This is a genomic window from Rhodococcus sp. SORGH_AS_0301, from assembly GCF_030818285.1.
In the GTDB taxonomy this organism is placed as follows: domain Bacteria; phylum Actinomycetota; class Actinomycetes; order Mycobacteriales; family Mycobacteriaceae; genus Rhodococcoides.
The window spans coordinates 93,376-106,939 of record NZ_JAUTAC010000001.1 but is presented as its reverse complement, the minus strand read 5'-3'; the positions used below and the strand labels follow the sequence as shown (position 1 = coordinate 106,939).

The following is a 13,564-nucleotide window of genomic DNA, read 5'->3' as shown; positions in this document are numbered from 1 at the left end:
ATGGATGTTCTGAACAGTTGGCACTTGATCGAGACTCTTACACCGGGAGTAATGACGGTCGTCAGTTCGGGTGGGAGGACCCGGAACTGGACGAAGGTCGACCGTCTCTCTCCCGCCCCGGACATTGATTTGCCCTCTTTTGTCACACACGCATGCCACTCTCGGCAGATCCAAGAGCACCGTGTCGCGAGCCGCCGCGGCATGATTCTGATCCGCGTGGTGCCGGTATTGGGGCCCTCCGGCGAGGCACACGGCGCTCAACTGTGGCTGGGCGAGTCCGACATCGTTCCTGACCCACCTCGTATCGTTTCGGGAATCTCGTGGTTGCTACAACGCACGGTGATCGCCCAGTCGCTCGAGGCGGCCTTGATGTCCGGTGTGGACCCCGCCGATCACGTCCCAGAACGCACGCCCGCCGAGTACTACGCCAAGGCCGTCAAGTTCGATGATTCGGAGTCGTTGTTCGCCGCGGCGTTGAACCCGGAGCACGGCAAGAGCTGGGAAGGCCCGATGTCCGTCCTACACGCCGACGGGCACATCATGCGTTGGCACTGTTGGGGCAAGGGGCGCACAGACCCCGGCAACATCGGCCTGCGACTGCTGTGGCACGACGTCACCGACACGACTCCACCTGACAAGCCGACGCTGCTCGAACTGGGCCTACCCAGCGCACTGGAGAGCGCGGGCACCCGGATGGCGGTGTTCGATGCGCACACGGGAATCCTGACGATGTGGTTGACGGATGCACCGGAATGGGTCCGATGGAGAGACGTCGCCAGCGGACGCGATGTTGTCCACGAGGAAGATCGATCGGTCTTGACCGATGCCCTCGACCAGTGGTCGCGATCGACCCATCGACCCGTCGTCGCGCTCGTTCGCATCAGGGCCAAGAACGGCACTGATTGGCGGTGGCAACGTACGGAAGTAGAACTCAGGCCCTACCCAGGACAGTTGAGCGGGCGTCTGATCCTGGCTGTCTTACCCGCGTCCGCGCCGACGTCGCATGATGGTGCGGCAAGGATTCCGGTCCGGCGGCAGTCGTGATAGTTTCGCCGAGGCACTCCACCTTCTAGGTCGAGATTCCTGTTGGCCGAACGGCCTTCAGACGCAGCCCATCCATCACGGGTGCTTGTTCGTGTCCGTGACGTCAATACTGCGTCTGGAGTTTGTCTATGTTTTTCGTACTGCCACAGCAGCGTCAGGCCGGCTCGCCTCGCGGACGGCTACGGACCCGTTCGTACGCCGCGACAACGCGTGGAACGGGATATCGCAACACCTCCGCAATCTTTGCTGCGGTCGAGTCGCTCAGTCGGCTCTGGCCCCGCTCCAACGCTCCGATGTACTGGGGGCTGACACCCACCTCATTGGCCAGCGCGCCTTGGGTCAGCCCACGAGACGTGCGCAAGTCACCCAAGTACTCCTCGTCTTCGACTACAAAGACGAAGTCGCTGATCGGCCGACCCAGTTCCTCCGCACAGCGAGCCAGTGAGTCGATTCGAGGGTGCGACTGTCCCCGCTCCCATTGCGAGTACGTCGACGACGCGACACCCACCAGACGGGCCACTTCAGCCCCGCTGAGGCCTACGGCAAGGCGGCGTGCCCGAAGCTGTTCTGGCGCGAAGCCTCGCAATCGCCGCCTCAACGAAGAAACCCCACGAGGGAACACGATGCCACTTGCGTTGAAGCTGTAGCACATAAAGGATGTTTAGATGCTACGGTGAAACTGGTTGTTTAGATCGTCGATTCGTAAAGATGCAGGAGGGGGGGCACTAAAGGCTTAGAACAGTCCCTGAACGCGCGAGCTGATTGCCGTCCGCATAGCGCGTCCAGGGACCAATCCACACACCAGAAAAGGGCGTGGTAGCTCCAGGCTACCGGCGGCGACCGTTCCCGAGACGACTTGGGAGCGTGTCAACGAGCGCTCTCCACCAAACGAGCAGTGCCCGTCCCCAGGTCCTGTCGAGCACAATTTCACGGTCAATATGCAGCTGTTGTCGAGATCGAGCATTGGCACCGATTGCTGAGCATCGCCTGCTTTCCATTCGCGCGCCGCCCACCTGTTTCGATCTGCGCGTCATTAGCGAATGACGCCACGTCGTTCAGCCCTCAGTGGCCGCACCTACTGAGGGCTGAACGATCGGCTATTGACCCAGCTCGGCGGGGGCCAATTCACTCACGAGTTTTGTGAAAGGTCCAGAATGTTGAACAGTGACAACAGTTTCGGGCGTCACCGTCGTCGTAGAACAGCAGCGCGTTCCGCCGTGGTCGCTGCATCCGCAGTCGCGGTGGCGGTCGCTTTCGCCGGCCCCGCTGCAGCCGACGAGGTCCAGCCAGGTCTGACGACCACGACCCCGCAACAGCCGGGTCTGTCCACCACAGTCCCCGCACCCACCCAGCAGCGTGAGTTCCTGCCCGGGTTCACCCCGTCCCCGCAGGTGCAGCAGTCGCAGTGGCGCAGTTACGACGACTATCAGTCCGGCCGCCAGCAGTCCTCGACCGTCCAGACTTCCGACTACACAACACCTTCGGTGCAGCCTGTCCCACAGGTCGGACCCCCGGCCCCGATCGCGCCGCCGCAGTCGCCTCCCGTTCCCACCGTCGACCGCAAGATCATCGCCCCGGTCGACGCACCCGAGGGCACCATCCTGATTGGCAGCCAGGCCGTCGCCCGCCCTGACTGGGTGGACGCCCGCTTCGCGGAGCAGTTCAACAACTCTGCCTCCGCCTTGCAGGCGGACGGCGCCAACGCCCTGGTGAACGCCGGCCTCGTCGACGCACCGCAGGCCGACCGCACCGCCGCAGGTGCGGCGACGGGCATCGTCGTCGGCGGCGCTGTCGGCGCAGCAGCGCTCGGTGTCCCCGCAACCGCACTCGGCGCTGTCGGCGGAGGACTCATCGGTCTCGGAGTCGGAGCCGCCACCGTGCCGTACACCTGGTGGGCACCCGGTGTCGGGTGGGTCTTCGGACCCGGCGTCGGTGCGGCCATCGGCGCGGGTGCCGGAGCTGCGGCACTCGGCATCCCTGCCACCGTCATCGGTGCCGGTATCGGCGGCGCGATCGGTGGCGCGATCGGTGCAACTGCACTCGGCGGTCAGCAGACGACCATCACCGAACCCGCTCCCGCACCCGAGGCACCGGCTCCCGCCCCGGCCGCTCCGGTGTGGACACCCCCCGAGCAGGTGCAGCAGGTCCTCGACACGACCCCGGCCTACGTCGAGCAGGCCCGCCGAACGATCGCCGACCTCCCCGGTGGCACCGACGCCCTCGCCGCGGTCGACACCGCCGTCGCCGACAACGTCCCGTTGCTCGATCAGGGTGCCGCAGCTCTGAACGACGCACTCGCTGCCTTCCTACCCGCCTGACCTCCGGGTGCGGCCGGGCCTGTCCGGTCCGGCCATATCCGAAAGTTCGGCGCAGCAGCTCGCCAATCACCCAGTCGAAGGAGGACGCGCGATGCCCACCTCGAATCGAACGGACGACGAGTGGTTCCCACCTTTGTCCACCCACACCGGCACGGCAGGACCGGTTGCGTCACAGACCGACCCGGTCGACGAGCACTACTTGGAAGCGCCCACCGTCCGCGTGACGACACTGACCGAGCAACGCCCCACAGCTCCGTGGCAGGCGGTCCTCGCTGACGTCGCCGACTACCTGCCCGCCGGGGCGCCGATGGAGATCACCGTGCGCGAACCCGGGCACGGGTGGGTTCACCGTCACCGATCCTCGCTGGCGGTCGCTGCGTCTGCCGTGGCCCTCGTCGCCGTGGTCGGCGGCGCCGCCTACGCCGTGCTGCCTTCCGCACCCGAGGAGGCACCGACGCCGTCGCTGACGCAGGACCTCGACGCCGTCGAGGCCGTGACCACCCACGCCGCGCCGCCGTCTCCCACCGAGTCGCCGGTGGTGCCGTTCGAGCAGTGGTGCGCCCAGCAGCCCGGTGGCCAGGTCGCCGCCGCCGACTCCGCCGATCCGGACCTTGCGGTCATCGCCCGCATCGAGGATGCCTACTACCTGACCCGCGACGTCGATACGGCGAGCGCGCAGCTCGCCGACGGCATCGACCTCGACCCGGCCGCGTTCGCGGCTGCCGTCGACGCCATTCCCGCCGGCACCGAACACTGCGTCCTCGCCGACGAAACAGCCGCCTCGCAGTTCCGGGTGACCGTGATCGAACGTCGCCCCGGCGGCGAGCAGAAGCGGTTCGTCAGCTCCATGACCACCGCCCCGACCGCAGCCGGGGACGCGGCCGTCATCGCCGCCATCGGGCCGGCGTCATGACCGGCACGTTCGGCGAGAGCTCGTCGTACCTCGACTGGCTACCGACAACCGATCACGTCGACACCGCGGCACCGGCGCTGTCCGACGTCCCCGCAGGTCCCGGTAAGTCCCGAGTCGCCGGCGGTCCCGCCGCAGCGGACAACGGAGTAGGCCCGGTCATCGTGGTCGCCGGCGCTCACGGCGGCTCCGGCGCCAGCGTCGTCGCCGTCCTGCTGGCACTGGTCACCGACACCACGACACTCGTCCTCGACGGCACCCCGGTCGGTGGAGACATCGTGCACCGCGCACCCGCAGCCCACGCCACCGTCACCTGGGCGACCTGGCTCACGGGCGAACGGCCGGTCCCCGCCGGGTGGTCCGTCCTGGGCCGCGACCGCCGCGCGGCAGCGACACCGGCGCACCTCGCGGACGCCGTGACGGCCGCCCGTAGCGCCGTGGGAGAGGCCGGGGTCGTGATCGTCGATACCGGGGCGTGCATCGGATCGACGTGGTTCGACGCCGTCGCCGACCTCGCCGATTACATCGTCGTCACCATCGACGACCGACCGGGCGCGGCGAACGCCGCCCGCCCCGTCCTGACCGAGCTGCGGGGGCGTCTCGGAACCGCCGGGATGGGCCGCAGCGTACAGCTCGTCGTCGCCTCCCAGCGCCTCGGCGTCGACCACGTCACCGGGCCGCTCGCCGACGCCCTGACCGGGCGGGTCGCCGCCGTGCACCACCTGCCCTACGACGCCGAACTCGCCGCCGGAATCGGTATCGACCCGGCCGAACTATCCGCCGCCGCCTACGCCACCGCGAGCGCCGTGTTGTCCGCATTCCGAGCTCCCCTGCACCGAGAGGCCCACCGACCATGACCCCACACGCCCCGTCCGTTCCGGACTGCGCCCGACCGTCGAACCAGTGGGGGCGCCTCGTCGCTGTGCCTGTCGCCGCGGCGGTGCTGCTGAGCGTCGGCGCCGCCGGCACCGCGACCGCCGCCCCGCGCAGTCGGCGCCCGCCGCATGCGACGTGCTGCACGTGTTCGGGCTGCAAGGCACCGGGGAGTCCGGGGACGCCGCGGCCACCGACGTCGACTCCGGCTTCCTGGGCTCCGCCATCACCATCCCGCTCTCCCTCGCCGCCGCCGAGGTCGGCCGCACACTGATCCCGTACGCGGCGAGTTTCGGCGGCAAGCCCGGCGACAGCACCGACCTGCCCTACGCGCAGTCGATCGAGGACGGTGTCGCCGCGGCCGGGAAGTTCCTCTCCGACTACGCCGACCGGTGCCCCGGCGCCAAGATCGCGCTGACCGGCTACTCGCAGGGTGCGCAGGTCGCCTCCGAGGTCGCCCGCGCCATCGGCAGCGGCACCGGCCCCGTTCCGGCGGCCGACGTCGCCGCGGTCGCCCTGTTCTCCGACCCGACCCGCCCCGTGGGTGCGGCGACGTTCCCCGGCTCCTCGACACCCGAGGCACCGGCGGCACCGCCCGGTGTGCCCGCCTCCGACCTCGACGGCCTGGCCGTCATCGCCGCACCGGCCGACGGCGGCGGCATCGCCCCCACACTCGCCGCCCCCACGACAGGATCGTCCAGCTCGTCGGCCTCGGAATCTCGGGCGTTCGGTCAGCTCAGCGGCCGGGTGGCGCAGTTCTGCACCCCCGGCGACCTCGCATGCTCGCTACCTGCGAACTCCTCGCTGGCGAAGATCGCCACCAACATCTCCGGGCAACTGCACCTGCAGGAGCAGGACCCGCAGCGCACCCTCACCGACCTGGCCGGGGCCGTGGGCGGCGCGACTCTGCGTACCGCCGCCGACGTCGTCAACGACGACGTCGACTTCACGGGCGGCACGTTCCAGGTCTCCACCGGTGGCGACACCGTCCTCGGGCGGCTCGCCGAGAACTCCGCACAGGCCTCCGACACTCCGGAGGCCGACGCGAAGATCGTCCGCGCCGTGGTCAAGGCCGGTGTCATGGGACTCGGCGCCGCGGTCACCGTGGCCAGGAAAGTGCTGACCCCGGCCACGATCACCGAACTCGCCACCGTGGGCCTGGCCAACCCTCCTGCCGCCCTGGCGGTGCTGGGCACCAAGATCACCGCCGCGGTGACGCAGCTCTTCCCGCCGGCCACCATCTCGTCGGTGCAGCGGCGGATCTACTCCGAGATCACCCGCGGCATCGAGGACAACAAGGGCCTGCTGACCCTCGCCACCGACGTCCGCTACTGGGACACCGTGCGCCTACACGGCACGTACGACCAGGTCCCGGTCACCGCAGACGGGCAGACCCCGGCGAAGTTCACCGTCGAGTGGTTCACCCGCCTCGCCGATGCCCTCGCCGACACCGGCGGCGGCGCCGGTACGAGCGGCGACGTGATCACACGAGCGACCACGACGACACCGGCCACCGAAACCGCAACGACCGCGCCGTCATCGACGCCGAGCGCGACACCCGGGGTCGCCACATCCACTGCCGCAGCAACGCCCGCAGGTCAGCAGTGAGGGCGACCCGCCGCAGGCCCTGACCCCCGCCCGAGATGCACCCGTACCCGTACCCACAGGAAGGAGAACCCGATGTCGGCACCGTCCACCGCCACCGCCGGTAAAGCGATCGCCGCGGGTATCTCCGCGCTCCTGGTCCTGGTGGTCGCGGTGGTGGTGGTCCTGGCCCGCACCGACGATCCCTGCGCGCCGCCGACCGCAGGGGGAAGCGGGTCCGGGCAGTTCGGGGCCGGCGCTCTCGTCAAGCCGACCGATCCGGCACAGACGACCCTCACCTCGGGTTTCGGGCCGCGGGACGGGACCGCGCACCAGGGCACCGACTACGCCGGACCCGTCGGCACCCCGATCTACGCCTACACCGACGGCACCGTGCGCGAAGCAGGTCCAGCGGACGGGTTCGGCAACTGGATCGTCCTCGACCACCGGATCGACGGCGCCGTTGTTTCCACCGTCTACGGGCACATGAGCAGCGACGGGGTCCTCGTCACCACCGGTGAGCAGGTCACCGCCGGTCAGGAGATCGGATTGATCGGCAACGCCGGTCAATCCACCGGCCCGCACCTGCACTTCGAGATCTGGGACGGCGGCCGTCTCCCCGACGGCGCGGGGACCGCCGTCGATCCGGCACCGGCGGTCGACGCCGCCGTGCCCCCGGGGTCCGCACCGCCACCCGCACCGGCCACCGCTCCCGACTCCGGCGCCTCTCCGGAGTCCGGCGGAACGAGTGGACTGGGCACCGAGCAGCTCGCATTGGCGAAGCAGACCGTCGCGATCGGCGAAGCGATGGCAGTGCCGCAACAGGGCATCGTCGTCGCGCTCGCGACCCAGTCGCGGGAGTCGACGTTCCAGCTCTACGCCAACTCCAACGTCCCCGACTCGCTGGACTACCCGCACGACGCCGTCGGGTCGGATCACCTGTCGGTCAACCAGTTCCAGCAGCAGGTGACGATCTGGGGCGACACCGCAACGCTGATGGATCCCGCCACAGCGAACCGCCTGTTCTACGAGCACCTTCTCGCCGTACCCGGGTGGGAGTCGATGCCCACCGCCGTCGCCGCTCAGACGGTGCAGGGCTCGGACCTGCCCGACGCCTATGCCGAACACGAATCCCTCGCCCGTACCCTCTACGCGCAGTTCGCGGGAGCAGGGAAAGACCTTCCCGCCGCCGACCGCGCCGCCCTCGCCGGGGCCGCAGCAGCAGCCACCGTGGGAAGCGCCGCCGCCGGTGACTGTGCGGGGTCTCCGTCGAATCCGAACGGCCCGACCTTCACTCCCGGTGGACCGTTCGGCGCCAACGTCGTCGCCGCCGCGATGGCATGGCTCGGCACCCCCTACGCCTGGGGCGGCGGAAACACCGACGGCCCGACCAACGGCATCAGCGACGGCGGAGGCGCCGCCGACGCGCACGGCGACACCGGCAAGGTCGGGTTCGACTGCTCCGGCCTGACCCTCTATGCGGTGTTCCAAGCATCAGGCGGCGCGATCAGCCTCCCGCACTTCACCGGCGACACCTCCAACCCCGGCCAGCTCTACGACCCACGCGGGCGCGACATCCCACTCGATCAGAAGCAACCCGGCGACCTCATCTACTTCGGGTCCGCAGGAGACACCCACCACGTCGGCATCTACTACGGCGCCGTCGACGGCACCGAAATGTTGCTCAACGCACCGCAATCCGGAGACGTGGTCCAGGTCATGCCGCTCTCCGGCTGGGCGGGCGAAGACATGTACGTCAGGAGATTCGGATGAACCACACCATCACCCACACCCGCCCGTCCCGCACCGGGCGGGGCGCGTTCGCTGCCGTCGCTGCCGTTGCCGTGCTCGCCGGTTGTGGAACAACCACCACCGACGCACCCGACGGCGGTCAACCGCCGACGTCCACGCGTGCGCCGGCACCGTCCTACTGCGTGGACAAGGTCGACCCCGCCACCGGCACGAACCTCTGCGACCCGGAGAAGGTCATGGCCGCCGCCGCGACCGCGCTGTACTCCTACCACCCGAGCACCCAGACCCAGAAAGGCGTCGACATCGACGCCGCCGCAACCCTTCTCAACCCGTCCTGGGTGCAGCAACTCGGCACCTCGTACTCCGCCCTCGCCCCCGTCACCGGCGCCCAATGGGACCGCTGGCGCCTGGGCAACCAGACGGTGACCGCCACCGCCGCCGTCACCCCGGACGATCGCCCCGCCGACACCGAGACCGTCGCCCGCCGCGTCGTCGCCGTCTCCCAGACCGTGCAGGACCCGGACGGTCTGGACGTCGAGGAACTGGCGCCGATCGCGCTCTACACCAGCGTCACCCGCGCCAACGCTGTTGCCGGATGGTCGCTCTCGTCGGTGGTCGTGCGATGAGCATCCCCGAGATCCGCACGGACAGCTCCGACCGAGCCGATACCCGCCGCGTCCCCGAACCCGGTGTCGCCGCACCGCCCCGCCACCGTCAGGCGCCGGTGTGGCTGGACCGCATCGAGCGCACCGACCTCTGCGCTGCGGAGCCGCTGGTGTGGCTGCTCGGCGCCCACGGCGGTGCCGCGGTGTCCACCCTCACCGCCTCCCTCGCCTGGGCCGGGGACAGTGGCCGCGCCTGGCCCTCCGGCGGGCACAGCGACTCGCCCCTCGTCGCCGTCGTCGCCCGCACCCACGCCGCAGGTCTGCGCGCCGCGCACGACCGGGCGATGGCCCACCGCGCCGCTCTCACACCCGACCCGGTGCAGATCCTCGGCGTGATCCTCGTCGCCGACACCGACCGCCGCCCCAGTCAGCAACTGCGCCGCGAGATCACCCGTGTGTCCTCGGTGTTCGAGCACGTCTGGCATATCGGGTGGGTCGAGCCGTGGCGACACCTGCTCCCCGACGAGCTCCCCGAATGGGGACCTCGCTCGCAGATGCCCACGGACAAGCGCGCCGCCGCCGACACCCGCACCGTCCCCGTGGAGCCGGTGCGGGAGCTGCACGACAGCCTCCTCGCCGCCGCCGCCGCTGCCCTGCGCACGACATCCGACGGGAGTCCGCGATGACCGACACCTGGCGAGGCCGCGCACCACCGGGCGCCGCATGCACCGACGACCCGAACCACCATCCGATCTCTTCGCACACCACTGAAAGGAACCAATCATGTTGCTGCACACTCTGACCGCGACCACCGACTATCTCGCCCAGGTCGGCCCGTCCGGCGTCGAAGCTCCTCCCGGCGCCCCGAAATACCAGCAACTGTTCAACATCGGCCTCTGGGTCGCCACGGGTGTCCTTGCCATGGTCGGGGTGTTCGCCGGGGTGAAGTTCGCCATGGGCCACGCCGACGGCACCAACACCCGCGGCCAGCAGATGGGCATCGCCGCCGTCGGTATCGGTGCGGTGTTCGCCGGCACCGCGACCACCCTCGTCAACACCCTGATGACGTGAGCGCCCGAGACATGACCGCGGCAACCTTGATACGCGCGGAGATCCCCACCGACTACTCACCGAAGACGCCACCTGCGGAGGTGACGGCCGGCCTGGAACAGGTCGGGGCCTGGTTCTACTGGGGCGTCGTCGGCACCCTCGCGATGCTCGGCGTCGTTGCCGGGGTCTATCTGGCGACGGCGTACTACCGGGGTGGGCAGCTCGGCGAGGGCGAGAAGCGGGCGGCAATCGTGGCGATCGCTGCGGTGATGGTCGCCGGGTCCGGCGGCTGGGCAGGACTCGTCCTGTGATCGGGCGCTTCGGCCACCGTTCCGCCGCGGTGGCCGTTGCACTGATCGTCGCGGCCTTCGTGGCCGGGTGCTCGAACGACACCGCAACCGGCGACGACACCACACCCAGCGCTGTCGATGTCGCCGCGTCTCCCACCGAGGTGACGTGGCGCCCGTACCAGGGCGTCGAGGTTCCGTACAGCACGGTGGACGGGCCGACCGCGGACACGGCGTCGGCCGCACCGACCGGGTATACCGCCACCCCGCAGGGCGCGGTGCTCGCCGCGATCCAGGGACAGGCCCGGCTGGCGTTGGCCCCCGACACCGCCTGGGCCACCGTGACCCGCACCCTCGTCGCACCCGGTGACGGACGCGACGCGTACGCGATCGCCCGATCTGCCGCCTCGATCACCGACGCTGCCGACCCCGCCACCACCGCGGCGTTCACCGGGTTCCGGGTCTCGTCCTACGACGACACCCGCGCCGTCGTCGAGGTGGCGACGACCATGCCCGGCGGCCAACTGACCGCGGTGCCGGTGACCGTCCTGCGCGCCACCGGCGACTGGAAGATAGCCCTCCCCGCCCCGACCGGCGGCGAGGACGATCCCACCGCACCGGCGCCGACGGACCCTATCCCGCTGACCTCCATGGATGGGTTCACCGCTTTTTCCGCCCCCTGACTAGGGCGAACCGCCCGGCCACCGCCCGATCCGACAGGAGCTTCAAGTGCAGGAATCACCCACACCACCACCAGAACCGAACTGGGTCGACGAGCACCCCAAAGCCCGTTGGCTGGCGACCTCCCGCACCACCGGCGTCGCTGCTGTCGGGTTCATCGTCCTGGTGGTCGTGCTCGTCGGCGTCGTTCTGGTCCGGAGCGGCGGTTCCAGCGACACGACTCCTGCCGCGGCGCCGTCCACCTCCGCCGGGCCGACCTCTGCACCCTCCACCGCCAACGGCGCGAAGGGCGGGTTCGGGCCGTCGATCGCCGACCCGTTCGGCCGTGAGATCGCCGTCCCGATCAACGAGCAGGGACAGCTTCTGTCGCAGACGGACCCCGGTGACCGGCCGGGCTTCGAGAGGGACGTCCCGGTTCCCGCGCCGGCCGGGATTATGTGGCAGCGGATCGGCGCCACTGTCGCCCCGTTCTCCACCTCGGATGGGCCGACCCGCATCGACGGCCGCCTCGCCTACGGCTTTACTCGTACACCGCAGGGTGCGGCGCTAGCGGGGTGGCAGATCGCCGCCCGCACGCTTCGGAGCGGCGCCGACGTGCGCGAGGTGTACAACCACCAGATCGTGGCCGACCCCGGCGTAGCAGAGTCGAAGCTTGCTCAGTTGGCGGCCGCAGGTCAGTCCGACTTCCAGCTCGGCCGCGCGTGGGTCTTCCCGCAAGCATTCAAGGTCACGGCCTTCAGCGATTCATTCGCCGTGGTGCAGTACGCGACACCGATCCCCGGAACCGGTCAGTGGGATGCCCAGCAATCGTCGCTGACATGGACCGACGACGGGTGGAAAGTGCGACTGAGCGCAGTCGACGTCGAACTCGGCCGCATCTCGACTCTGAACGGGTGGACGCGGTGGTGACCGCAGTTCGCCGCGCACTGATCGGGCTGATGCTGGCGCTGTCAGTTCTGCTCCTGTCGCACGGGGTAGCGAACGCGCAGCCCGGGATCGGTGCTGACGAGCCCGACGGTGGGTTGTTGGGGATGTGCGACTCGCTCCCTGACGCCGTCTCGGGAATTGATGTGGTCCCTGGAATAAGCGTCGGGAACACCTGCACCGCAGTGACCGCTGTCGCCGATCCCTCCGGCGCCACGGAGGCCGCAGTGGACTGGGCTGCGTCCGGCGCTGTGGGTGAGGCTGCGGAAGCGTTCCTCGAGGGATTCGGGCAGGCGGTGAACCTGATGTTCACCTGGTGGCTGGACATCCCGTTACCGGATCTGGCAGACCCGGCCTCGGTGGGTGTTTTCCACTCCTACTTCTACTGGATCAACGCATCGCTGGTCGCGGTGTCCATCGCTGTCGCCGCGGTGCGCCTGGCGGCCGCGAACGCCGCCGCCCGCGCCGAGCGGGCCACCGACACCGCGAAGATCCTGGTGCGGACGGTGTTCGCGACGGCGACGTTCGCTCCGCTGCTGATCGTCACGCACGCCGGGGCGGTGAAGTTCGGGAAGTGGATCGTCGAGGACGCCGCCGGCGGGAACGTCGCCGACGTCCTGGGGACGATGTTCGACCTGTCGCAGGTGTCGTCGCTGCTCTCCGCCGGCCTGGTGATGGTGTTCGCGCTCCTCGGCATCGTCGGCGCGCTGGTGCAGGCGGTGTTCGTCGTCGTGCAGTATGCCATGTTGATTCTTGTCGTGGGATTCCTGCCCACCGCTGCCGCCGGATCGGGGACCCCCGCCGGGGAGCAGGCGTTCAAGAAGATGATCGGGTTCGCCCTCGCCACAGTCCTGTTCCCGATCCTCTCGGCCGGGGTCTACGCGTTGGCACTGTGGTCGGCCGGCGGCGACGACGCGATGAGCAAGCTCTGCGGCATGGCGCTGCTCGCGCTGTCGTGCCTGTCCCTGCCGGTTCTTCTTCGTCTGATCGTGCCCGCCGTCGCCGCCTCAGGAGGCGCATCCGGAGCGGGGGCACTCGCCGGTGCCGCCGTCGCCACCGGTGCCGTCGCCGGTATGGCGATGAAAGCGGGCAGCGCCGGAGCCTCGGCCGCGGCGGGAGGTCGATCCGGTGGAGGAGTCATCGGTGGTCAATCCCCGGATCGTGCGACCGGCGCGATGACGAACCCTCCGTCGACCTCCGCCGGGCAGGGCGGCGGCGGCAGGTCGGGATCTGCCGGTGCCGCCGGAGCAGCGGGCGCGGCGTCCGGGGCGCAGCCGAACTCCGGCGTCGGCGGGTCGAAGGCCTCGTCGGGTGCGACCGCAGCCGGCGCAGCCTCGGCCACGAGAGCCGGAGCGACAGCGGTCGCCGCCGCCATGCAGAGCACAGAGAAAGCCTCCGGCGCCGCCGCTGGGGACGACGACCGGAACGGACAACGAGGCGGCCGCACACCGTGACCACCGCCATGAGGCCAACCACCACCCGCAGCGACCAGAGGGCTCCCATGACCAGCGACTCCACACCCACCGATTCCGCACA

Annotated in this window: 14 protein-coding genes; 13 read left to right on the top strand and 1 reads right to left on the bottom strand. The window is 69.8% G+C overall.

The window, feature by feature from the left end:
- Entirely contained in the window at positions 1-1,044 is a 1,044-nt protein-coding gene (locus tag QE397_RS00455) for a GAF domain-containing protein (RefSeq protein ID WP_307090969.1), read from the top strand.
- 154 nt (positions 1,045-1,198) lie between these two features.
- Here QE397_RS00455 and QE397_RS21735 read toward each other — a convergent pair whose 3' ends face one another.
- Entirely contained in the window at positions 1,199-1,696 is a 498-nt protein-coding gene (locus QE397_RS21735; protein WP_373425198.1) for a helix-turn-helix domain-containing protein, read from the bottom strand.
- Between the two features lie 565 nt (positions 1,697-2,261).
- Here QE397_RS21735 and QE397_RS00450 point away from each other — a divergent pair.
- The 12 genes from QE397_RS00450 (at position 2,262) to QE397_RS00395 (ending at position 13,482) form a co-directional block, all read left to right on the top strand.
- Positions 2,262-3,362 carry a hypothetical protein gene (locus QE397_RS00450; protein WP_307090967.1) on the top strand — a complete coding sequence of 367 codons (1,101 nt, stop codon included), beginning with the start codon at positions 2,262-2,264 and terminating at the stop codon, positions 3,360-3,362.
- A gap of 220 nt (positions 3,363-3,582) precedes the next feature.
- Positions 3,583-4,275, top strand: coding sequence for a hypothetical protein (locus QE397_RS00445; RefSeq protein WP_307090966.1), 693 nt, complete (start codon positions 3,583-3,585; stop codon positions 4,273-4,275).
- Complete coding sequence (locus QE397_RS00440) at positions 4,272-5,129, top strand: hypothetical protein (protein WP_307090964.1); 858 nt, start codon at positions 4,272-4,274, stop codon at positions 5,127-5,129. The genes QE397_RS00445 and QE397_RS00440 overlap by 4 nt, the downstream gene beginning before the upstream one ends.
- Positions 5,130-5,283: 154 nt before the next feature.
- Positions 5,284-6,753 (top strand): cutinase family protein, encoded by a 1,470-nt coding sequence (locus QE397_RS00435; RefSeq protein WP_307090963.1) that lies wholly within the window; start codon positions 5,284-5,286, stop codon positions 6,751-6,753.
- A 72-nt stretch (positions 6,754-6,825) separates the two neighbouring features.
- On the top strand, positions 6,826-8,502 hold the full coding sequence (locus QE397_RS00430) for a peptidoglycan DD-metalloendopeptidase family protein (RefSeq protein WP_307090961.1): 1,677 nt from the start codon (positions 6,826-6,828) through the stop codon (positions 8,500-8,502).
- Positions 8,499-9,107, top strand: a complete 609-nt coding sequence (locus tag QE397_RS00425) for a hypothetical protein (protein ID WP_307090959.1) — start codon at positions 8,499-8,501, stop codon at positions 9,105-9,107. Before QE397_RS00430 ends, QE397_RS00425 begins: the two co-directional genes overlap by 4 nt.
- Entirely contained in the window at positions 9,104-9,772 is a 669-nt protein-coding gene (locus tag QE397_RS00420; RefSeq protein WP_307090957.1) for a DUF6668 family protein, read from the top strand. Before QE397_RS00425 ends, QE397_RS00420 begins: the two co-directional genes overlap by 4 nt.
- A gap of 97 nt (positions 9,773-9,869) precedes the next feature.
- A complete protein-coding gene (locus QE397_RS00415) occupies positions 9,870-10,157 on the top strand; it encodes a hypothetical protein (RefSeq protein WP_307090955.1) in 288 nt (95 codons plus the stop codon).
- Positions 10,154-10,447, top strand: a complete 294-nt coding sequence (locus QE397_RS00410) for a hypothetical protein (RefSeq protein ID WP_307090954.1) — start codon at positions 10,154-10,156, stop codon at positions 10,445-10,447. The genes QE397_RS00415 and QE397_RS00410 overlap by 4 nt, the downstream gene beginning before the upstream one ends.
- Before the next feature lie 29 nt (positions 10,448-10,476).
- The gene (locus QE397_RS00405; RefSeq protein ID WP_307090952.1) at positions 10,477-11,106 is read left to right on the top strand and encodes a hypothetical protein; all 630 of its coding nucleotides are present in this window, start codon (positions 10,477-10,479) and stop codon (positions 11,104-11,106) included.
- A gap of 46 nt (positions 11,107-11,152) precedes the next feature.
- Positions 11,153-12,013 carry a hypothetical protein gene (locus QE397_RS00400; RefSeq protein ID WP_307090950.1) on the top strand — a complete coding sequence of 287 codons (861 nt, stop codon included), beginning with the start codon at positions 11,153-11,155 and terminating at the stop codon, positions 12,011-12,013.
- Complete coding sequence (locus tag QE397_RS00395) at positions 12,010-13,482, top strand: hypothetical protein (RefSeq protein ID WP_307090948.1); 1,473 nt, start codon at positions 12,010-12,012, stop codon at positions 13,480-13,482. The genes QE397_RS00400 and QE397_RS00395 overlap by 4 nt, the downstream gene beginning before the upstream one ends.
- The last annotated feature ends 82 nt before the right edge of the window (positions 13,483-13,564 follow it).